Below are 21380 nucleotides of genomic sequence, written 5' to 3' on the forward strand. Positions count from 1 at the left end.
TATGAGTTTAGACTTAAGCAACTATAAGAAAACAGAACAAAAAGAGAAAAAGGATTTCCAATTCAATTTGGATAAATTTAGTGTGTCCAAAACTTTTTCAGACAAGCAAAAAGAGATTTTTTATAGAGAATTAGGAATGCTTTTAAAATCGGGAGTCGATTTTAAAAAAGCTTTAGAAATTGTAAGCCAACAAGTAAATAAAAAAAAGAAAAAGAGCTTATACTGGAGCTGAAAGATAAAATTGTACACGGAAAAAGCATTTACGAATCCATGATGGAATCGAAACAATTTTCACCTTATGAATATTACAGTGTTCAAATTGGCGAAGAAACCAGGAAATTGGAAGAAGTTTTAACCGAGTTACAAAAATACTTCAACCGAAAAATTCAAATGCGTAGGCAAATAGTTTCGGTACTGACTTATCCTGCAATTGTAATGATGGTAACCGTTTTGGTTTTGTATTTTATGTTAAATAAAGTAGTACCTATGTTTAGTTCCGTGTTTAGACAATTTGGAAGCGAATTACCAAAAAGCACGCAATACATTATTAAAATTTCAAATCATTCAGGAACTATATTTTTATTACTCTTCATAACTATTATTGGTTTGATTGTAATGCATTTTATATTGAAAGAAAAGGATAGTTACCGGAAATTTGTTTCTACCTTAATTTTGAGAATTCCTTATTTTGGTAATCTTATTCGAAAGATATACATTTCTCGTTTTTGTCAATCGATGAAATTGTTAATTATATCTAAAACCACTTTACTAACATCCTTGTCTTTAACTTCCAAAATGATTGGGTTTTACCCTATTGAAAAATCTATTGAAACTATAAAAGAAGATATTACTAAAGGAGCATCTCTGCATGAAAGTTTACGAAAACATGCCATTTACGAAAACAAATTGGTTTCAATGGTGGAAGTTGCTGAACAGATAAACCAACTCGACACCATGTTTGAACGCCTAACCGAGCAATATAACGAGGAAATTAACCATCAAACTAAAATGATTGGAGTTGTACTTGAACCAATGATTATTATTGTCATAGGGGTTATTGTTGGCGTTATTATGGTATCTATGTATGCACCAATGTTCGATTTAAGTAAGATTATTAATTAGCTCGATAGCGCGGATTTGCAATCCGTACTTGCTAAAAGTTTTAAAACAAATCTAAAGTTGTAATTTTTAATTCATTATCTAATGATGCATAATTTCTAGCAGAACTAAAATAATAATCTTCAGGTAATGTTACAATTTTTTCTTTCACAGGATTGTTATGAATATAATTTATTTTCTGCTGAATAAATGTATTGCTGTAAATATTTTCTGCATGATAACCGTCTTGCCAAACTTTATATTGTTGGTTTCTTTTTAAGTGTTCGCATGATTTCTGAAAGTATTCTAACAACCATTCTCGTCTGCTTTCTGGTTCTTCAATTATGGTTTGAATGATTTTTTTAGATGTGAATTTTTTAAAATCACGAATAATGTCGCTTAGGATAATTCCATTTGTAGCTTTGCATAATAAATGTATATGACTCGACATTATACTATATGCATAAATTTCTAGGCTTTTCTCTTCTTGGCAATATTGTAAGGCTTTTATTAAAACATATTTTTGATTTAATCTTGTGAAAACATCTACCCAACCAACGGTTGTAATGGTTATAAAGTAGGCTTCTTCTGTTGTAGTGGCTTTGTATTTTGTTGACATGGAGTACATTTTTATCAAAAATAAATAAAAAACACTTTCTTTTAATTTGTTTTAATAAAATTTGCTTCTTGTTTGTCAAATATTTGTTGTATTTCGATATTTGATAGAACTCGATAGACTTGATAGCGCGGATTTACAATCCGTGCTTGCTTTTTTGTTTATATACTGTAAATACAAGGCATTTCAGACTTTACTGTGTAATTGATAATCAACAAAAGCAACTCTTTTACAAGTTGCTTTTGCTTTATTTACTTTTTGGGCACGGAAAACATTTCCGCGCTATCATTGTGTTGATATATCCGCGCCATCGGGATTGGTGCCCTTTTGTGGTGGTTTAAAGTAGCGAGTGCTCGGTAGATTTTATCTAAAAAATAATTTTAAAATTACTATATAATAATGACTTTGAATCATCTGAAAACTCTAAAAATATTTTTTTATCATCTGTAAAAACCACGAAACCAGTAAAACCATTACAGGCGTTAAATTTACTCCAATTGTTTACAAAAAAATCAGTATTCACTCTTATTAATTTTGCATCATATTCAATGTGAATAATTAATTTTTCAAATTTATTTAATTGAGATTTAATAAGTGCATTCCTAATAATAGTTTCATTATTAATAAAATCATAATAATTTTCAAATGAATTATCTATATTACTCCAGTCTAAAAAGGTTATAAATTCATTATAAGGTATTAAACTATCATTTAAAAAATCATAAATATCAATTTTCAAAACTTCTATCTCTTTGGAATTTTCTTTTACAAACCAATTATTTTCTAAATTCATCTTTTTTATTTATGACTTTTTACAATTTCATTATTTATTATTTGATTAACTTGATTTTCACCACCCTCAAATAAAACAGCTCCTTTAGTATTTCCATCCCACCAATTTATATGCGCACCTTTTTTAGCATCATAATCTACCCTCCATCCTTTACTTCCATCAAGAGATTGATAACCTGTTACTTTACCTTTTTGTCCTCCAAATTTTCCAAGTTTTTCTACAGAACCTTCTCCTAAGTCTCCAATCACTCCTTTGGCTACATCGATAGCATTGCTTGAATTATCACTACCAGCCTTTAATATTGTTATAATTTCTTTTCCTTCTTTTCCAAAATCATCAACCAGCCTTCCCGTAGTTTCAACTTTATCAATAGCATTTTGAGAATACTTAATTTCTTTTGCTAAAACTTTTAGCGACCCTCCACTAATAAAAGGAACTAAAACTCCTACTCCAGCTAAGGAGTAGTCTAAAATACCCGCATCTTGCCCGTCTATTGTTCTTCCATCCATTATTACAGAAACATCTTCCGCATCTGTAAATCCTCCAAATTCTGTAAAATATGCGTGAAAATATATTTGAGCAGTTCCAAAAGTAAGTTGGTCTTTACTATCGAATAAATGCTTCTTTTCTTCATAAAAAATAGACATTCCTTCCGCTTTTTTCTGTGCTCTTCTAATTTTTTCTTGAGTCCATAATTTTATAATCAGTCCAGTATAACCGATTGGATTAGTGAAAGCAATTTCAGCTCCTTCTAACTCTATTCCATCAATTACTCTATTTTCACTAAAAGCATAAACCGAGTTATGTGGGTATTTTCTAAATAAAGGGTCAGTTGCAAAAAACCTACCCACTCGTGGGTCGTGCATTCTAAAAGTGTAGTTTAAAGAATTTCCTTCCCCTTTTATCTCATCATCTTTCTCTTGTCCTTGGAAGCCGTAACGGTAGGCTGTGCTTGAGCCGTGTCTATTAGGTACGAGCATTCCAAAAGTAGGGTAGTCATTAGCTACAAAATAGGTGTATAAGAACGTGGTGTAAATATATGAATTTTAATAAAAAACAGAACACCATTTTGATGTTCTGTTTTTATATTTAAAAAGCTTTTAGTAAAACTTTACTATTTAGGTTTATACCACAGTTTAAAAGCAAAAACCAAAACCTGTCCTGAGCCTGACGAAGGGTTGGTGCCCTTTTGTGGTGGTTTAAAGTAGGGAGTGCTCGGCACGGAAAACATTTCCGCGCTATCGTTGCGTTGATATATCCGCGCCATCGGGTTCGAGCGGCAGCGAGGGGCTCGACATATTATTGTTCAATTTTAAAGCAAGAATCATATGAAATCTCTGGGCTTTTATATATTTTTTTTTGAGCTTTTGCACTCTTATTTGAATAACTAATCCACTCACCAACCTTATAAACTTTTTCATCAAAATAATCAAAATACTCTATTGATTTTAATGTTCCATCTTTGAATCCTCTTTTTGTTTTACCGTAAAAACAATAACGCGTATGTAATTTATCTATTATTACACTTGAAAATGAATTGCTTTTTAAATTAACTTCTATTCCTTCCAAAAAAAAACTGTTTTTGGAATTACTAGAATACACAATCTTATTAATAGTTTTACAAGAACTGGTTTCAATATATAAAAACCTTTCATCATTAATATAAATATACATATTTTCATTTATATTTTTCTTGCTGATTTTTATTGAAAAAAGCATTTTATTTAAAGAAAAAAAATCATTTTTATTATATTCGTAAATAGTAATTCTTTCTATGTATTTGTCTTTAAATTCAAATTTAAGTGCCAAATTATCCTTATTAAAAAAATACTCTTTAGATTTAAACTCATTTTTCACAAAATTATACGCGTCTTCGACAAAAAGATCTTTACTGTAAAATTTTCGGATTTTCTCCAAACGACTATAATTCTGATCATAAACATAATCTTTACAGATAAAAATATTTTTTGTAGAATCCAAATAAACTCTGTTAACTAAATAATTAAGGTTTGTAACTGGATCTTTCAGATATTTAATAGTATCATTTATATCACCAAACTCTTCGATTTCTTGAGAATTAACCGAAGTGAAAATCAAAAATGTGAAATAAAATATTCTTTTCATTATTTAATTATTAGGTTGAACTTAGCCTTGGGGATCTATTATTTTAATATCAAGTTTTCTGTCCTCATTATTTATATTTCCAGCTTTAATGTTAATTCTATCACCAGAAACCCCTCTTCTTATTAAAGCATCCTTAATTACTTCTCCTCTTTTATTAATCAAATCCATAATATTACTAGATTTTCCTGTATCTGCATCATTATAATTAGAATTAGTAGTTGCGTTTTTAAAAGCAGCATTAACAGTTATATCCACTGAACCATTATTACCTATCTGTTGAACTAAGTCATCTAATTGTGAATTCGCTAGAATTGGGTCTACAAACGTAGAACTTGCTTTATTAAAATTTATATCTATTTCTTGTTCAACTGGCTGTACAAAATCTGAAACTATAAAATAAGCAGTATCAAATGACCAAATATCATTTTGCCCATCAGCTAAAAGCTCATTCGATTTTACTAACCCTTGTAACAAATCTTGGTCTCGATAATCAAGTATTTTGCTTGATGGAGCCGACAAAGTATAATTTCCATTAGCATTTAGTCCTTGTAAGCCAAACTGTTTAACATTAGGGTTTCTATCTGCATCTGTATTAAAAAACTGATTTAATTCTTGATACTCAAAAGAAAATCTTCTTGAATTAGTATCTATATTATGCACCAATAAACGACCATTATTAGAATTAAAAGATACTGTTTTGTCAACTTCAATTTTTATCAGTGCACTTCCATCACTATATCTTTCTACAACGGTATAATTAACTTCTTCAAGCCCATCTAAATCAACACAATTTATCGGTTTATTACCAGCGAATTGATAAGGTGTATACCATGGAAAAGATCTAAACAATGGGTCTAGTGACAAGAACTTACCTATTCTTGGGTCATAAATTCTAAATCCATAGTCATATTGTAAACCTTCTCCCTTAACTTCATCGTCTTTTTCTTTACCATTAAACCCGTATCTGTAAGCATCACTACTACTATGCCTATTTGGTACGAGCATTCCAAAAGAAGGGTAGTCATTAGCTATAAAATAGGTATATAAGAACGAGGTGTAAATATATGAATTTTAATAAAAAACAGAACACCATTTTACTTTGATGTTCTGTTTTTATTTATTTTGTGGGCACGGAAAACATTTCCGCGCTATCGTTGCGTTTATATATCCGCGCCATCGGGTTTATTATATTATTCAACTTTTATTAACTGAAGAGATCTGTTATATTTATTATACTTTCCGAGGTTGATTTTACTTTTTTTAGGATTTTTAGTTGAATAATATATATAAAATTCACAACCAATGCATCCATTTGTATTATTATGACCTATGAATTTTTTTACACCAACACTTCCAGTATATTTTATTTTATTTACCGTGTATTCATATTCTAAAACACCACCCGAAGTTGTATAATATTTTCTTAATATTTTTCCAGATGTTATTCCTTTGTTATTTCTTATTTCTAAATTATCAATCTCATCGGAAAATAACATAAAAATTATAAAAACTATTATTGAAACTATTGCAATGTTATCAATTTTATTTTTTAAGTTATTCAATTTCATTTGTTTGATATTTTAGAAATGATTGAAAACCAATAGATAATCCATGCGTCGTAATTTTATCCATTGTATTATTAAAAAATGGTTGAGAAGAAATTTTAGTAGCTCCTATACCCAATATTCTATTAGCTTGTGTGACTCCAAAATTTGCTCCCATTTTATTAAATGTATTGAATTCCATACCTTTATTTATTGTGTATGAGAATTGAGACCCCAAATAATCTGAAGCTAAATTTAACTTAAAGGATGATGCGCCTACAGCAACCCAATTAATTTTTCCAACTTCACCATTAGCAAAATATTCTGTAGCTGTTTCATTTAACATTCTCAGTCCAGCTCCTTTTGTTGAAAACGAAAATAAACCATACTGAGTACCTAACTCTCCTATAACAGGAGCTCCAAACATAGCGATTGGAACTGGCGCAACCCCAATTGCTAAAATTCCTACTAATGGGTCTGTATATCCATTAGTTGCTGCATTCCCTTTTTGGTAACTGCTATGAAAAGCATCTGCTTGTTCAGGTGTCCATTTATCTCTGGTTCTTTCTTTAATATATCTTGCTCTATCAGCACTAGAATAATTTATATAAGTGTCATACCCATATTCTGCAATGTACTCTTCTTTTGTTTGAGTAGAAGCATATGGGTCTACATCAGCCGTATATCCTGTATATTGTCTTGGTTTTGAAAATGTAACTGTAATTTCTGGTAAATAAATATCTGGTTCTCTCAAATAGTCAATGAGTGAAGGTGTCGCAAAAGCTCCTCCTTGATTTAAATCTAATGCTCCACTTGACCCTGTATTTGTATTTCCTTCTTCTAATCCCTCAAGTTCTACATATTGTATAACTTTATTTCCACTAAATTGATATGGTGTGTACCATGGATACTTTTTCTCTAAAGGGTCAACCGCAAAAAACCTACCCACTCTTGGGTCATGCATTCTAAAAGTATAGTTTAAAGAATTCCCTTCTCCTTTAAGTTCATCATCTTTCTCTTGTCCTTGGAAGCCGTAGCGGTAGGCACTGCTTGAGCCGTGTCTATTAGGTACGAGCATTCCAAAAGAAGGATAGTCATTAGCTGTAAAATAAGTGTATAAGAACGTGGTGTAAATATATGAATTTTAATAAAAAACAGAACACCATTTACATAGATGTTCTGTTTTTATATTTAAAAGCCTTTAGTAAACTTTTTTATTATTTAGGTTAATACCACTGTTTAAAAGCAAAAACCAAAACCTGCCCTGAGCCTGACGAAGGGTTGGTGCCCTTTTGTGGTGGTTTAAAATGGTGAGTGCTGGGTAGTGAGTGCTCTGCAAAGCTAAATAACTTTTTACTTCACTATATAAAACAACAAAAGCAACTCTATTAAAGTTGCTTTATGCTTTATTTACTTTATGGACACAGTTGGTACCCTTTTTGTGGTGGTTTAATGTAGCGGGTGCTCTTCTTTAGAAATCTAGGTTTTCTAAATTTTCTGTTAATGAAAACAATTGTTGTCTGGCTTTTTGACTTAACCATTTATCATTTTTATGAGTTTTAAAAAGTAAAAACAATTCTTTATTCATGAATTTTAGTTCTTTAATAAAAAATATACACTTTTCAGCCCAATAATTTGACTCTGAACCAAAAACCATAATTGTAATTTTATCAATAGGAAAAACATCTGCTATTTCTATATCATTAAAAACAAAAGAAGATTTAAATTCTTCAAAATCAAGTTCTAAAACCTTAAGTAATGGCAAAAAATTTTTTGTTTTTTTTTCAATAAGAGTTACATCATGTTTTTTACTTAAAATTAAAAAGTAATCTTTGGTGATACCTAAGATAATATTTATTCTATCAAAATTTGCTATTTCGACATATTCAATTGTATTGTTATCTATGGTTATAAAATCTCTTTTTTCGAAATTATTGAATGCTTTTTTCATAAAATTAATATTAAAATGTTGGTCCCTCTATATGGTTGATAGTTTGACCAGTATTAGATTCTAAAAATGATTTAAACTTAGTTCTAATTTCAGGCGTCCAGTTTTGATGATAGTGTCCTGACATCTCATTAGTGATTATTTCTCCATTAGAACCACGCTTAAACATTCCTCCAACAACACCTTTATCTCCATTAATTAATTTCGCTAAATTTTGATGAGGTGAAAGTCCTGAAGTCGGGCTTTTAACACTACCTACGACAAATCTCTCTGTTGATGGGTCAAAAACAAATTCAATTGCATTTTTTGGATTATAATTTTTAAATTGAGCAACAGATTTAACATTTTTACTAACCTCAAGTACCCCTGCTGTAGGACCTGACCCTGAAAGTGGTGCTTTAGGAGTAGCTGTTTTGGGGCTTAAAAGTTTTTTAGCTCCTTTATAACCTGATTTTAATAATCTTGGTAAACTAGTAAGTGCAGCTCCACCTTCAACTAACATAACTATTTCTAATTGTCTCTGAACCGCTTTATCTCCACTAACTAACTCTACAAAGAATTGTTCCCACCAGCCTTGACCTTCTGGTTCGAGTCCTTTATTAACTTTGAATTCATTTAACTTAATTCCTTGTAAATTTCCTTGTAAATGCAAAATTTGACCAGGGTAAATTTTGTTAGGGTCTTCAATAAAAGAGTTGTATTTAATAATATCATTTAATGCAACACCAGTTGATTTAGAAATTATCGACAAATTATCTCCAGGCTGAACGATAAAAATTTTAGCTCTAAAATCTTTTGCATTTATTAATTCAATCTCTTCAAGTCCTTCAAGTTCAATTGCGTGAATCACTTTATTACCACTAAAACTATATGGAGTATAGTGAGGGTATTTATGTGTCAACGGGTCAACTGCAAAAAACCTACCCACTCGTGGGTCGTGCATTCTAAAAGTATAATTTAAAGAGTTTCCTTCTCCTTTTAGTTCGTCGTCTTTCTCCTGTCCTTGGAAGCCATAACGGTAGGCACTGCTTGAGCCGTGTCGGTTTGGCACGAGCATTCCAAAAGTAGGGTAGTCATTAGTTGCAAAATAGGTTATAAGAACGTGGTGTAAATATATGAATTTTAATAAAAAACAGAACACCATTTTACTTTGATGTTCTGTTTTTATATTTAAAAGCCTTTAGTAAAACTTTATTATTTAGGTTATAACCACTGTTTACAAGCAAAAACCAAAACCTGCCCTGAGCTTGATGAAGGGTTGGTGCCCTTTTGTGGTGGTTTAAAGTAGCGAGTACTCTGCTAGTACTCGGAGTAAACTACGATTGGAGGTAAATCGCTTAAAACTTCAACACATTCATTAATAGAGAAAATCCCGTAATGTTTAATAGAGTCACTATCTCCCCCACCGCTAAAAAAATCTTTTGATAATTTTTTTATTTCAGAATAATAAGATGAATTAAATATTTCATAAAAAACATACCCATTTTCATTTTTAGCATCAAGTTCTTCCCAATACTCAAGTAAATTAGACTCATCATTTACTCTATATGATTCAAATCTTTCAAATTTTAATAAAATTTTAATGTTATTTGATTTTAAAGTAATTGTAAGTTCTGAATCATAAACAATACTCTCAACGAATATATCTTTTAATTGCAAAACATCTAAACTTTCAATTTTCCATATTTTAATATTATTCACTATCATATCTAATTTTTTGTTTTTGTCCACTATTGCCTCTAGCAGGGTTAATTTGAATTGTGGGACTTGAACTTGTTCCAGGAGCATTACCACTACTACCGCTTCTAACTGTTACAGAATTACCATTAGGTAATGTTCCTGTGTAACCTTTAAATTTACTACCTGTAATTGATTTTATATTTGAAATGCCTTCTAAAGAATTGAATTCCTCAACAGCTTTGTTATAATTACCTGTCCTGCTATAAGTTACTTCTGGCCCTGTTGTTTTTGGAGAAACTAATTTTGAACTTTTTACTAAGTCATTTGTAGTTATTCTCGGTGGCTTAGTGCTTTTTACGTTGGCTACTTTTGTTGCACTACCTTGAAGAGGAATAGCTAAAACAGCTATGGTTATTCCAAATTCTTCTAAATCTTGAAGGTTTTCAATATTATCAGGAGCCATGTCATCTCTCATTGAAAGTGCAAAAGCTCTAGTTACAGCATTATGTCCAAATTTAGTTGTATTAACAGGGTCTCCTTTCAGAATATAACTCCAATCATCTGTAAATTTCCCATCAATAGTACTCTTAGTATAATCATATGCGGCAGAAGGTACTAATGCCCCATTCCCTATTTCTTCATAAAAAGGGATTACCTGACTAGAAACCTTGCCGTCAAGGACATAACCTACTAATGTCCTTGCATAATGCTTACCTGCTATTTCGAAGTTAACATCTTGATTGATTTTGACACTTGTATGAGTCACAAATCTCTCACCATCACCTCCAGTAGTAATCGAAAGGGTTACAATTTTCTCTTCCTGCCCTTCTAATTCTCCAAATTGAATTACTTTGTTACCCGAAAAAGAATATGGGCTATAATAAGGATATTTACCTGTCAACGGGTCAACCGCAAAAAACCTACCCACTCGTGGGTCGTGCATCCTAAAGGTATAATTCAAAGAATTTCCTTCGCCTTTAATTTCATTGTCCATTTCCTGTCCTTGGAAGCCGTAACGGTAGGCAGAGCTTGAGACGTGGCGGTTTGGTACGAGCATACCAAAAGTAGGGTAGTCATTAGCTACAAAATAGGTGTATAAGAACGTGGTGTAAATATATGAATTTTAATAAAAAACAGAACACCATTTTACTTTGATGTTCTGTTTTTATATTTAAAAGCCTTTAGTAAAACTTTATTATTTAGGTTATAACCACTGTTTACAAGCAAAAACCAAAACCTGCCCTGAGCTTGATGAAGGGTTGGTGCCCTTTTGTGGTGGTTTAATGTAGTGAGTGCTCGGCGTGTGCTCAGCTTTTTATCTAATCAGTTCACTCATAATAATACATCCATTTTTCTCATTAATTGTTATTTCAACACCGTTTTTATTATATGCCAATAAATCTTGTTTTTCACTCAAGTAAATTGAAGTATAATAATTTCTTTTATGCAATTTACTTATTTCACTTATTTGCCATTTAAATTCACCATTTAGATTATATCCAAAAATATTTCGGTCAGAATCAAAGTCATCATAATTAAGAATAAGAACTATAACATTATTAAGTATTAAAAAATCTTTAATTGATGACTGAACAGTTATTAATAACTCATTATTATGAAATAATTTATTTCCTTTTATATTTATCATTTCCTTATCCATTTATTCTATTGGCACTGATTTCCCATAATTTATTTTACCTTCTAATACTTCTATTTGATAGCCACCTCCATTAGTTTTAAATTGCTTTACTGCAGATGCTTCTCCAACTCTTATGGTTGAATTAGCACCAATTGTAACAGGTGTTACTTGAGTTGGTAAATGCTTTAGTGAAAACTTATCCTTTAATTGAACAGCAGTTAGCCCTTCAATTTCTTTAGCTGTTGTTACCCATGCACCTTCAACATTGTTTGGTCCTGACAACCTTACAAGATTTTTAATTTCTTTAGGAGCTTTTATTAGACCTAAAGTTACATTTGCCTTATAGGGTGGGAAATATCCTGCTTCAACAAACGATTCATTTACTACGTTTGAATCCTCAAATTTACCTGTCCAATTTTTTTGTGGAATTATTTTTCCAACAGCATAACCTGCACCCTCTGCAAGAATTCCTAAAATAACAATTTTGGTTTTTTCAGCAGTATTATTATATCTTCGTTGAGCCTCTTCAAGATCTCCTTTTGACATCGCCTCATTCGCTCTATCGCCTTCATTAAGTGCTTCTAAAAGAGAACCTCCCATGATAAGCTTAAATCCAAAACCTCTTAAAAAAACTGCATCTAATATTGCTGCTTCAGTTAGAACCATCAATTTCCCAGCTTTTTTTAAATCACCTGCACGATATTTTATATTACGGGTTTTCAACATATGTTCAGTTTGCCTGTTATATGTTGCTTCATTTTCTTCAAGACCTTCAAGTTCAACAAATGCAATAACCTTATTCCCACTAAATTGATATGGGGTATACCAAGGATAATCTTTTTCAAGAGGGTCAACCGTAAAAAACCTTCCCACTCTCGGGTCGTGCATTCTAAAAGTATAATTTAAAGAATTTCCTTCTCCTTTTAGTTCGTCGTCTTTCTCTTGCCCTTGGAAACCGTAACGGTAGGCTGTGCTTGAGCCGTGGCGGTTTGGTACGAGCATACCAAAAGTAGGGTAGTCATTAGTTGCAAAATAGGTTATAAGAACGTGGTGTAAATATATGAATTTTAATAAAAAACAGAACACCATTTTACATAGATGTTCTGTTTTTATATTTAAAAGCCTTTAGTAAAACTTTTATTATTACTCTTTACCACGCAAAAGGATTCGCGCGGTTGGGGTTATCGTTGCGTTGATAAATCCGAGCCATCGGGTTATTTTATTTGTTTTTTAATCTTTGAGCTTTTATATAAGTATTCTCACTATCAAAAGTTAACTGAATTATATGTTGTGTTTTAAATTCTTGAATAGTATCAATATAAAAATCATAATATCCATCAAACCTTGCGTCTTCACAATTTCTTATTTCAATCATTAAACTATCTCTTTTTCTTACTATTTCATAATCACTGGATATAAAATTATTATTAGCGTCTTCTAATTTTGTTAGCCATAAATGGTCGTCCTTTTCAAAACCAATTAAGTATTGACCATCGTCACCTATATTTTCTTTCTTATGGTAAAACTCTATAACTTGCCATTCTCCTTTTAAATATTCAAAATGCTTTTTATTTTTAACGGAACAAGATGTAAGAAAAAATATAGAAAAAATATATAAATATTTTGTTTTCATAATCTATTTTTTATCGGTATTACATGGAATGCATTGATTCTCTCCACTTTCATTACCTTGTTTGTTTTCTTCGATTTTCTTAAGCAGTAATTTTGTGTTTGCAAGTCTTAAAGTTGCTACAGGTGAAGAAACTTCATTTATTATTCTTTCAGCTGTTTTTCTTATCTCAATTCCCTCATTACCATTTCCTCCAAACATAACAATATTTGCAATATCTGTTAAATCATTCAAATTTTGATTCTCTTTTTTGATAATTCCTTGGCTTATAGCTTTGTCAATATCATTTAAAACTTGTGATACAATTGATGTATTTGAATTTAAAACCTCTCCAGTGAAGCCATCTTTCATTTCCCAAGACCTTGTTTGTTTATCAAATGCCTGTTTATCGTCAAACATTGCTTTGGTATCAAGGAAATCTTTAACTCCTTTATATATGTCAAATACAATTAAAACTGCTAACCCCATCCCTTTAGCAGGTAAAGGGGTTGATTGATAAGTTTTTCCATAAGAGCCGTTTGATTTAAAATCACCTCCTTTATATTTGCTTCTTCTATCTATTTCTCCACTTCTAGTGCGTTTTACTTCTTTTAATTTTTCATAGCTATTATCTCTCAACGCATCGTCACTGTTAGCGGTAAAGTTATCTGCATTATTATATTGTTTTGTATAAAAAACACTTTCAGACAATGCTCCATTAGCTCCTAATCCAAAAATAGGGTTATTTTGTTTAAATACTTTTTGAAAATTATCATTATAATTTTCTAATTTAAAATACAATCTCCCTGATTGAAATTCAATTCTCGCTTCATGAAAACTTAAATATTCTAGTCCCTCTAATTCCATACCATCAATAACTCTATTTTCACTAAATGAATATGGGCTATTGTGTGGGTACTGTTTTGTCAACGGGTCAACACTCAAAAACCTCCCCACTCGTGGGTCGTGCATTCTAAAGGTATAATTTAGAGAATTTCCTTCTCCTTTTAGTTCGTCATCTTTTTCTTGTCCTTGGAAGCCATAACGGTAGGCAGAGCTTGAGCCGTGCCTATTTGGTACGAGCATACCAAAAGAAGGGTAGTCATTAGCTACAAAATAAGTGTATAAGAACGTGGTGTAAATATATGAATTTTAATAAAAAACAGAACACCAAAATGGCGTTCTGTTTTTATATTTAAATGTGCTTTTGCTTTATTTACTTTGTGGGCACGGAAAACATTTCCGCGCTATCGTTGCGGTGATAAATCCGAGCCATCGGGTTAATATTATCTGTTGTTTCGATTATTTAATATTAAATTGATTATTTCTGAACTAATCTTATTTTCTTTTAAAATTTGTACAGATTCTTTTGAAGAAAAAGTGTTAGGATTATTTTTAAAAATACAATCCTCTTTTAAAAAAACAAAACCTTCATTATAACATATCCAAAATTCTTCTGATTTATTTGTTAAAATATTTATTCCTCCTAAAGTTTTTCTATTTTTTAATAAAAGTCTACTTATTTCGTAATCATAAGTAATTGTATCAACATCATAAAATACAGCAAAACAAAAATCTAAAAAATTACCTTTATTATCATTTAAAATTGCTTCATTACCAGAACCAAAAATGTTAATGTTTGAAAATGATATTATTAGTGTTCTATCAATAAGCTTAATCTCACCTATAAAAGCTTCTGCACAATTTATTCTATATACTTCTTCTAAAATTTTATACATTATTTATCAATTTTTTCTAATACAATTTCATTTACATTACCAGTAAGAGGAGAACCATCATTTTTAACCATTCCTTCACTACTTAACCCTCTCGTTCTTGATATTTCTCTAAAACCCTCTGGAGTTGCTCCATCCCATATTTCGCTAAAATTTTGGTTTTTAAATTGCCCTTTAATTGTCATTTTACCTCCAGGCTTAATACTATTTTCAACCTCTTTCATAAATGGAGCCATCGGGTTCTCAACTAACATTTCATCAACAGAATTTCGTTCGAAATGCATTCCGAAATTAGCAACATCATCAGCAATACCATCCAACGACTGAATATCAAAATTTATATAACCTTTTGTACCAAAACGCCCTCCCATTAAATCAACTTTTATAACATTTTTAAGTTTCAAAGTACTAAGCTCTCCAATACCAAATAATGTCCCTACTCCATCTATAAGCCTCATGCCATCCTCAAAACTTACGTTTCCAGTACTACTATGTGTAGACTCCATAGTAAATCCTTTCGACCATGAAAAACCATAATTAGGTATATCAACTCTAGTTTTATATCCATCGTCGTATAGCATATCTCCATAGCCAAAAGAAGAACCTCCTATTATTGATTGAAAAAGTGAAGTAAATAAAAAGGTTAAACCATCAATTGAAGCTTCAGGCATTTCTACAAAAACACCATTAGTTATTTTCATTTTTATATCTTTCTCAGCTTGAACTGCTTGTGCTTGTACACCACCTTGGGAAGTCATCCACATATTGAATCTGTAATCTTCTCCTTCTAGCCCCTCTAATTCTCTTGAAGCAATGGGTGAATTACTACTAAATTGGAAAGGAGTCATATATGGATATTTTGATGTCAACGGGTCAACCGCAAAAAACCTACCTACTCTAGGGTCATGCATTCTAAAGGTGTAGTTTAAAGAGTTTCCTTCGCCTTTTATCTCATCATCTTTCTCTTGTCCTTGGAAGCCGTATCTGTAAGCGTCACTACTACCGTGGCGGTTCGGTACGAGCATTCCAAAAGAAGGGTAGTCATTAGCTACAAAATAAGTGTATAAGAACGTGGTGTAAATATATGAATTTTAATAAAAAACAGAACACCATTTTACTTTGATGTTCTGTTTTTTATATGTAAAAGCCTTTAGTAAAACTTTTATTATTTAGGTTAATGCCACTGTTTAAAAGCAAAAACCAAAACCTGCCCTGAGCTTGACGAAGGGTTGGTGCCCTTTTGTGGTGGTTTAAAGTAGAGAGTGCTTGGGAAAGATTCGAGCGGTAGCGGGGAGTTTGGAGTTCCATTTTAATTAAATTCTTTCATAATATTTTTTTAACCACTCTTTTTCTTCATTTGCTAATTCTTCATCCATTGGAGTATTTGAATATCTTTCTATAATTTCAATTGCTTCATTTTTTACTTGGTTATTAGGACATCCGTATGAAATAACAAAATGTGCTGCCCACAAGTTTACATTATATTGATATTCTTGAAAAAAAAGAATAAATTCATCATCTTTTTTTTCTTTAAAAAAATTTGATGCAATTTCAATCAAAGTTTTATATCCTTCCATATTATTAGAATTTACATTTGAAGGTCTTATGTTTTCAAAATAATTTGATTTACACTGAAATAAGAATTGTGTTCCTAAACTACTCATAATTATTCATCAATTTTTGTTATTTTTACACCACTACTGTTTTTTGGAATTCCATCAACAACACTTTCAGAAACTCCTCCTGAAGTTTTACCTCCAGGTACAAAATTTTCATTTGCGCCAACTTCTTTTCCAGATGGTTTTCTTACATTTAATTGTTTTGCTAAATCATCATTAATATCTATCCTAATTAAATCACCTTTTAAAAAATCTGGGTCATTTATTCCAAGTTTTTTTGCAATCTCTTTTCTGGACAACCCTTTTGATAAAAGTTCATCAATTTCTTTAGCTGGAGCAATAAACGTCTCAGCTGGATTTCCAAATGTAGTTGAGTTTGGATATTTTTCAAGCATTTTAGAAGAAATAAGTTTTGACCCACTTTTATTAAATTTTGCCGCAACAGTTATTATGTTACCAACACCTCTTGCAGCTTGTCCTCCAACCACTTCAATAATTGCACCTTTCGATAATTCTTGAACTTCTTTTTCGTATTGTTCAGCAAGCTTAATATCCCCTTCAGCTCTAGCTTCACGAGCTTTTTCAGATTTATTCATAGCTGAAGATAAATCTCCCATTGCATATGCGGCAGAAGAAAACCCTATTACCCTTAAAGTTGTACTAGTTACTTGACCGCCAGTAAATGTATAGTCTGCTACCAATAATAAAGTTATTGCTGAACCTACAGCCATAATTTTACCACCTTTTCTCAAATCTCCTTTTTGATATTTAATATCTCTCGTAGCCAACATATGCTCGGTTTGCCTATCATAATTTGCACCATGTTCTTCAAGTCCCTCAAGTTCTACTGCATGGATTACTTTGTTCCCACTAAAACTATAAGGAGTATACCAAGGGTATTCTTTTGTCAACGGGTCAACCGCAAAAAATCTTCCCACTCTTGGGTCGTGCATTCTAAAAGTATAATTTAACGAGTTTCCTTCGCCTTTTAGTTCGTCGTCTTTCTCTTGTCCTTGGAAGCCGTAACGGTAGGCAGCGCTTGAGCCGTGGCGGTTTGGTACGAGCATACCAAAAGAAGGATAGTCATTAGCTACAAAATAAGTGTATAAGAACGTGGTGTAAATATATGAATTTTAATAAAAAACAGAACACCATTTATATTTGATATTCTGTTTTTATATTTAAAAGCCTTTAGTAAAACTTTATTATTTTAGGTTAATAGCCACTGTTTAAAAGCAAAAACCAAAACCTGTCCTGAGCTTGACGAAGGGTTGGTGCCCTTTTGTGGTGGTTTAAAGTAGCGAGTGCTCAGAGCTCGGTTAAATGATGTATTCTTTAGCTAAATCACTTAACTCATTATATATATCAGCTACTTCATCAAGGTTCCATTCTCTAAAATATCTGTTTACTGCTGAATTTGCAGTAAAAAATTGATTATCATTATTTTCTTTTAATTTTTTATTAGATAAAATTAGTTTTTCTAATAAAAAGGCTTTCTCAATAACACCACAAATATTTGCTCTGACATCAGGGTTACTAATTACAGCATCATCATCTCTTAATTGGATAAGTTTTTTTATTTTTAAATCAATAATTTCAATCATTATTTAAGTTTTTAATCATTAGCAGGTATGAATCTAGCATTTTTAGCAGCATCAGGAGAATATAACTGTGTACCACCCCCATCATAAAAACCATCTACTCCTGGGTCTAAGTCTGAAAAAGCTTTTACTCTATTAGCAGTTGATGTTAGAAAATCATATTCTTCATCAAGTTCAACATAATATTTTTTTGTATGCGTTTTTGGAATACCTAATTTATTCGGATTTTGATTCTCTAATGTAAAGAAAGGACTAGGGTTTGGATTTGATGGATTTCTCCATTGAACAATTCTATTCCCATTTAAGTTATTTCCTTTTATTTTTTGAGAAAAAACTTTTTTTGCCCAATTAATATGGTCAATTCCATACTTATCGATAGCTGAGGCAAATTTAAGTAAAACGAAATTCTTCCTTGTTTGAATTTTTTGAAATAAATTCATCTCGTTCGTAACAGTCAAAGTGGTTTTTATAAAACTTGATTCGGCTTTATATAAATTAAAAATTGATTTTGATTTACCAAAACTAATTCCATCATCTAAATCACCAATACCGTATTTAGCAACTTCCATAACTCCAATTACCTCAAAAGTAATATCGTATAAACTCTTAACCCCTTCTAGAGCATTTATTGCAGTATGCTCAATATTACCATCTTTCTTATATTTGTTATTACTTGTAAATACTGATAAGTTTTCAAAAAATTCTAATGAGTTTAATAAAAATTTCTCCCCATTTGTTAATTCGTTTCTATTTGGTTTTGCTTTTGACTCTAAGCCTTCCAATTCTACATCCATAATAGGTGTATTAGAACTAAACTGATAAGGAGTTAAATATGGATATTTAAATTCCAACGGGTCAACAGCAAAAAACCTTCCAACCCGTGGGTCATGCATTCTAAAGGTATAGTTTAAAGAATTTCCTTCCCCTTTTAATTCGTCATCTTTTTCTTGTCCTTGGAAGCCGTAACGGTATGCTGGGCTAGAGAAAGTGCGTCCTGGTACGAGCATTCCAAAAGTAGGGTAGTCATTAGCTACAAAATAGGTGTATAAGAACGTGGTGTAAATATATGAATTTTAATAAAAAAACAGAACACCATTTTACTTTGATGTTCTGTTTTGTTATTTAAAAGCCTTTAGTAAACTTTTTTATTATTTAGGTTAATACCACTGTTTAAAAGCAAAAACCAAAACCTGCCCTGAGCCTGACGATGGGTTGGTGCCCTTTTGTGGTGGTTTAAAGTAGTGAGTGCTAGGCTCTGAAATATTATTAACTTTTATCCAATTTACTATTAACCCAATCCTGATATCCTAATTGTTCATTAATATGACTATAATTTTTTCTATCAACAAAAACAGCCCACTTCAATTTATTTTTTTTAATTACTTTCTCTAAGGGAGATAAATTACCATTTATGATTTTAGTGCTCCCAATGAAGAATATTTCTTCTAAATTAATCAGTTTTTCAACAAAACTCAAATCATTTATCAACAAACCATCATTTGCATGTAATTTTTTTAAATTATTTAAACTTTCTAAAATAGACAAATCATTTACTAGTTTACATCTGTTAATTTTTAAAATTTCTAGATTATCTAATGAGTCTATTCCTTTTAAACTAATTAATTTAGTTGCTCCAGTGAAATCTATTTCTTTAAGAGAAGAAAGATATTCAATACCTAATAATGATTCAATTTTAGAATTTATTAGTTCTAATTCATTTAAGTTTATTAAACTTATAAATTTCAATAAATCAAATCCATTGTATTTATAAATCGACAACTTCTCTAAGTTTACTTGGTTAAATATACTTTCTCCTCCTTTAATACCCCAAGTAAATATACATTGTCTTAAACTTTTAAATTTGTTAAAATCTATTTTTCCCTTTACGATATTTTCAATATAAAGTGTCTTAATGTTTTTCAAACATTCAATCTGTCCAATGTCAGTTATATTTTTACTTAATATAGATAACTCTGTTATAAAATCAAATTCCTTTAAAAAAGAAAGGTCATCACTATTGAAATAATTTGGATTTATTTCTAAATGGAATAAATTATCTTCAAGCATAATCCTTTTTGCTTGAGAGAAGTTGCTAGAATTTAGAATAAAAGCTTTATTTGATTTTCTATACACAAATCCTTTATAGTTAACTGGGAATCTGTCTTCTAAGTTCATTTAAATTAATTTTGATATTTTCCATAATTATTAATTCCAAGCTGTAAAGCTTCATTTCTTTGAGTACTAACAGGTAATCTTTTGTTAGCAGTTCCTCTAAGGCCTCCTAATTCATTGATAATTATAGTCTCTTGTACTTCAAAATCTGTTGCTTTACCAATTAATGGTTTAAAATATATTTCTCCTCCTTTAAAATATTTTTTATTTTTTATATGATTATTTATTCTTGATAAAACACTGTTATTAGACTTGCCTACATAAGGTAAATTTTCAACAGCATCATCAAAAATATAAAGCCCTTTAGCTTCTTTTAAATCATCAATACTACTAATTTTTTTGAATCCAAATTTAGAATAAGGATTACTATTTGTAAATCTTATCTTATAATTGAATTTACTAACACTTGAACTTGATAGGATTGTCCTAGCTACATTAAAACCTTGAAACGGATTAACTACATCTCCAAGGGTGGTATATCCCTGAATAAAAAAGCCTAATTTAAACAATAATTCGGCATCATTACTTTCTTTTGTTTTGTCTAATGTCCATTTGTGGAAAGCTACCGCATCTTCACTAGTATAATTGTAATATTTTTCAGCTCCAAACTTATCAATATATTCATCTTTAGAATAAGATGGGTAATATTGATTAGTTACTTCTGGAGTTCCTCCATATGTTTTTGGTTTTATTTGCCCTACTACTTCGATAGGCCTCAATGAAACTTCTAAAATATTCCCTGTTGGTGTTCCATTAGAGTCAGTAGTCTGAGCATAGTCACTAGCACCTGAACTAGAATTCGAGCCTGACTCAGACTCTTCAAGTCCTTCTAATTCAACATACTGAATTACTTTATTTCCACTAAATTGGTATGGTGTATACCAAGGATAGTCTTTCTCAAGCGGGTCAATAGCAAAAAACCTACCCACCCTTGGATCGTGCATACGATAAGTGTAGTTTAAAGAGTTTCCTTCGCCTTTTAGTTCGTCGTCTTTCTCTTGTCCTTGGAAGCCGTAACGGTAGGCGTCACTTGAGCCGTGGCGGTTTGGTACGAGCATTCCAAAAGAAGGATAGTCATTAGCTACAAAATAAGTGTATAAGAACGTGGTGTAAATATATGAATTTTAATAAAAAACAGAACACCATTTATATTTGATATTCTGTTTTTATATTTAAAAGCCTTTAGTAAAACTTTATTATT

25 protein-coding genes are annotated in these 21380 nt (G+C 30.9%); 2 read left to right on the plus strand and 23 right to left on the minus strand.

Annotation, left to right across the window (positions count from 1 at the left end; all coding sequences use genetic code 11):
• Window position 1 precedes the first annotated feature (1 nt).
• Both OLM55_RS11800 and OLM55_RS11805 read left to right on the plus strand, forming a co-directional pair.
• Complete coding sequence (locus tag OLM55_RS11800) at window positions 2-232, plus strand: hypothetical protein (RefSeq protein WP_264559107.1); 231 nt, start codon at window positions 2-4, stop codon at window positions 230-232.
• A 38-nt stretch (window positions 233-270) separates the two neighbouring features.
• Window positions 271-1122 (plus strand): type II secretion system F family protein, encoded by an 852-nt coding sequence (locus OLM55_RS11805; RefSeq protein WP_264559108.1) that lies wholly within the window; start codon window positions 271-273, stop codon window positions 1120-1122.
• Between the two features lie 40 nt (window positions 1123-1162).
• Here OLM55_RS11805 and OLM55_RS11810 read toward each other — a convergent pair whose 3' ends face one another.
• From OLM55_RS11810 to OLM55_RS11920, 23 genes are all read right to left on the minus strand, one after another.
• The gene (locus tag OLM55_RS11810) at window positions 1163-1717 is read right to left on the minus strand and encodes an REP-associated tyrosine transposase (protein ID WP_264559109.1); all 555 of its coding nucleotides are present in this window, start codon (window positions 1715-1717) and stop codon (window positions 1163-1165) included.
• A gap of 364 nt (window positions 1718-2081) precedes the next feature.
• Window positions 2082-2507: a hypothetical protein gene (locus OLM55_RS11815; protein ID WP_264559110.1), complete on the minus strand. Its 426-nt coding sequence runs from the start codon at window positions 2505-2507 to the stop codon at window positions 2082-2084.
• A 5-nt stretch (window positions 2508-2512) separates the two neighbouring features.
• Window positions 2513-3487, minus strand: a complete 975-nt coding sequence (locus OLM55_RS11820; protein ID WP_264559111.1) for a hypothetical protein — start codon at window positions 3485-3487, stop codon at window positions 2513-2515.
• Between the two features lie 319 nt (window positions 3488-3806).
• Window positions 3807-4631 (minus strand): hypothetical protein, encoded by an 825-nt coding sequence (locus OLM55_RS11825; protein WP_264559112.1) that lies wholly within the window; start codon window positions 4629-4631, stop codon window positions 3807-3809.
• A 21-nt stretch (window positions 4632-4652) separates the two neighbouring features.
• Complete coding sequence (locus OLM55_RS11830; RefSeq protein WP_319800109.1) at window positions 4653-5693, minus strand: RHS repeat-associated core domain-containing protein; 1041 nt, start codon at window positions 5691-5693, stop codon at window positions 4653-4655.
• A gap of 128 nt (window positions 5694-5821) precedes the next feature.
• On the minus strand, window positions 5822-6199 hold the full coding sequence (locus OLM55_RS11835; RefSeq protein WP_264559113.1) for a hypothetical protein: 378 nt from the start codon (window positions 6197-6199) through the stop codon (window positions 5822-5824).
• Window positions 6186-7310 carry an RHS repeat-associated core domain-containing protein gene (locus tag OLM55_RS11840; protein WP_264560625.1) on the minus strand — a complete coding sequence of 375 codons (1125 nt, stop codon included), beginning with the start codon at window positions 7308-7310 and terminating at the stop codon, window positions 6186-6188. The genes OLM55_RS11835 and OLM55_RS11840 overlap by 14 nt, the downstream gene beginning before the upstream one ends.
• A 336-nt stretch (window positions 7311-7646) precedes the next feature.
• Window positions 7647-8126, minus strand: a complete 480-nt coding sequence (locus OLM55_RS11845; protein WP_264559114.1) for a hypothetical protein — start codon at window positions 8124-8126, stop codon at window positions 7647-7649.
• A 10-nt stretch (window positions 8127-8136) separates the two neighbouring features.
• Window positions 8137-9267 (minus strand): polymorphic toxin type 43 domain-containing protein, encoded by a 1131-nt coding sequence (locus tag OLM55_RS11850; protein ID WP_264559115.1) that lies wholly within the window; start codon window positions 9265-9267, stop codon window positions 8137-8139.
• Window positions 9268-9422: 155 nt separating this feature from the next.
• Window positions 9423-9830 carry a hypothetical protein gene (locus OLM55_RS11855; protein WP_264559116.1) on the minus strand — a complete coding sequence of 136 codons (408 nt, stop codon included), beginning with the start codon at window positions 9828-9830 and terminating at the stop codon, window positions 9423-9425.
• Complete coding sequence (locus OLM55_RS11860; RefSeq protein ID WP_264560626.1) at window positions 9817-10917, minus strand: RHS repeat-associated core domain-containing protein; 1101 nt, start codon at window positions 10915-10917, stop codon at window positions 9817-9819. Before OLM55_RS11860 ends, OLM55_RS11855 begins: the two co-directional genes overlap by 14 nt.
• Window positions 10918-11118: 201 nt before the next feature.
• A complete protein-coding gene (locus tag OLM55_RS11865) occupies window positions 11119-11451 on the minus strand; it encodes a hypothetical protein (protein WP_264559117.1) in 333 nt (110 codons plus the stop codon).
• A 12-nt stretch (window positions 11452-11463) separates the two neighbouring features.
• On the minus strand, window positions 11464-12531 hold the full coding sequence (locus tag OLM55_RS11870; protein ID WP_264559118.1) for an RHS repeat domain-containing protein: 1068 nt from the start codon (window positions 12529-12531) through the stop codon (window positions 11464-11466).
• Window positions 12532-12661: 130 nt separating this feature from the next.
• Entirely contained in the window at window positions 12662-13075 is a 414-nt protein-coding gene (locus OLM55_RS11875; protein ID WP_264559119.1) for a hypothetical protein, read from the minus strand.
• 3 nt (window positions 13076-13078) lie between these two features.
• Complete coding sequence (locus OLM55_RS11880; protein WP_264560627.1) at window positions 13079-14194, minus strand: RHS repeat domain-containing protein; 1116 nt, start codon at window positions 14192-14194, stop codon at window positions 13079-13081.
• A 143-nt stretch (window positions 14195-14337) separates the two neighbouring features.
• Complete coding sequence (locus OLM55_RS11885; protein ID WP_264559120.1) at window positions 14338-14790, minus strand: hypothetical protein; 453 nt, start codon at window positions 14788-14790, stop codon at window positions 14338-14340.
• Window positions 14790-15869, minus strand: a complete 1080-nt coding sequence (locus OLM55_RS11890; protein ID WP_264560628.1) for an RHS repeat-associated core domain-containing protein — start codon at window positions 15867-15869, stop codon at window positions 14790-14792. Before OLM55_RS11890 ends, OLM55_RS11885 begins: the two co-directional genes overlap by 1 nt.
• Window positions 15870-16100: 231 nt before the next feature.
• Window positions 16101-16451 (minus strand): hypothetical protein, encoded by a 351-nt coding sequence (locus OLM55_RS11895; protein WP_264559121.1) that lies wholly within the window; start codon window positions 16449-16451, stop codon window positions 16101-16103.
• A gap of 2 nt (window positions 16452-16453) precedes the next feature.
• Complete coding sequence (locus OLM55_RS11900) at window positions 16454-17530, minus strand: RHS repeat-associated core domain-containing protein (protein ID WP_264560629.1); 1077 nt, start codon at window positions 17528-17530, stop codon at window positions 16454-16456.
• A gap of 195 nt (window positions 17531-17725) precedes the next feature.
• Window positions 17726-18010, minus strand: coding sequence for a hypothetical protein (locus tag OLM55_RS11905; RefSeq protein WP_264559122.1), 285 nt, complete (start codon window positions 18008-18010; stop codon window positions 17726-17728).
• 11 nt (window positions 18011-18021) lie between these two features.
• The gene (locus OLM55_RS11910; protein ID WP_264559123.1) at window positions 18022-19014 is read right to left on the minus strand and encodes an RHS repeat domain-containing protein; all 993 of its coding nucleotides are present in this window, start codon (window positions 19012-19014) and stop codon (window positions 18022-18024) included.
• A 259-nt stretch (window positions 19015-19273) separates the two neighbouring features.
• Window positions 19274-20182: a hypothetical protein gene (locus tag OLM55_RS11915; protein WP_264559124.1), complete on the minus strand. Its 909-nt coding sequence runs from the start codon at window positions 20180-20182 to the stop codon at window positions 19274-19276.
• A 5-nt stretch (window positions 20183-20187) separates the two neighbouring features.
• Complete coding sequence (locus OLM55_RS11920; RefSeq protein ID WP_264560630.1) at window positions 20188-21294, minus strand: RHS repeat-associated core domain-containing protein; 1107 nt, start codon at window positions 21292-21294, stop codon at window positions 20188-20190.
• Window positions 21295-21380: the final 86 nt, after the last annotated feature.

It is taken from the genome of Flavobacterium sp. N2270 (genome assembly GCF_025947225.1).
In the GTDB taxonomy this organism is placed as follows: domain Bacteria; phylum Bacteroidota; class Bacteroidia; order Flavobacteriales; family Flavobacteriaceae; genus Flavobacterium.

Coding starts and splice junctions, on each gene's coding strand:
- OLM55_RS11805 (WP_264559108.1), top strand. CDS start 271: ATGATGGAATCGAAACAATTTTCACCTTATGAATATTACAGTGTTCAA.
- OLM55_RS11820 (WP_264559111.1), bottom strand. CDS start 3,487: ATGCTCGTACCTAATAGACACGGCTCAAGCACAGCCTACCGTTACGGC.
- OLM55_RS11810 (WP_264559109.1), bottom strand. CDS start 1,717: ATGTCAACAAAATACAAAGCCACTACAACAGAAGAAGCCTACTTTATA.
- OLM55_RS11865 (WP_264559117.1), bottom strand. CDS start 11,451: ATGATAAATATAAAAGGAAATAAATTATTTCATAATAATGAGTTATTA.
- OLM55_RS11825 (WP_264559112.1), bottom strand. CDS start 4,631: ATGAAAAGAATATTTTATTTCACATTTTTGATTTTCACTTCGGTTAAT.
- OLM55_RS11910 (WP_264559123.1), bottom strand. CDS start 19,014: ATGCTCGTACCAGGACGCACTTTCTCTAGCCCAGCATACCGTTACGGC.
- OLM55_RS11850 (WP_264559115.1), bottom strand. CDS start 9,267: ATGGTGTTCTGTTTTTTATTAAAATTCATATATTTACACCACGTTCTT.
- OLM55_RS11845 (WP_264559114.1), bottom strand. CDS start 8,126: ATGAAAAAAGCATTCAATAATTTCGAAAAAAGAGATTTTATAACCATA.
- OLM55_RS11855 (WP_264559116.1), bottom strand. CDS start 9,830: ATGATAGTGAATAATATTAAAATATGGAAAATTGAAAGTTTAGATGTT.
- OLM55_RS11870 (WP_264559118.1), bottom strand. CDS start 12,531: ATGGTGTTCTGTTTTTTATTAAAATTCATATATTTACACCACGTTCTT.
- OLM55_RS11800 (WP_264559107.1), top strand. CDS start 2: ATGAGTTTAGACTTAAGCAACTATAAGAAAACAGAACAAAAAGAGAAA.
- OLM55_RS11895 (WP_264559121.1), bottom strand. CDS start 16,451: ATGAGTAGTTTAGGAACACAATTCTTATTTCAGTGTAAATCAAATTAT.
- OLM55_RS11905 (WP_264559122.1), bottom strand. CDS start 18,010: ATGATTGAAATTATTGATTTAAAAATAAAAAAACTTATCCAATTAAGA.
- OLM55_RS11815 (WP_264559110.1), bottom strand. CDS start 2,507: ATGAATTTAGAAAATAATTGGTTTGTAAAAGAAAATTCCAAAGAGATA.
- OLM55_RS11875 (WP_264559119.1), bottom strand. CDS start 13,075: ATGAAAACAAAATATTTATATATTTTTTCTATATTTTTTCTTACATCT.
- OLM55_RS11885 (WP_264559120.1), bottom strand. CDS start 14,790: ATGTATAAAATTTTAGAAGAAGTATATAGAATAAATTGTGCAGAAGCT.
- OLM55_RS11835 (WP_264559113.1), bottom strand. CDS start 6,199: ATGAAATTGAATAACTTAAAAAATAAAATTGATAACATTGCAATAGTT.
- OLM55_RS11915 (WP_264559124.1), bottom strand. CDS start 20,182: ATGAACTTAGAAGACAGATTCCCAGTTAACTATAAAGGATTTGTGTAT.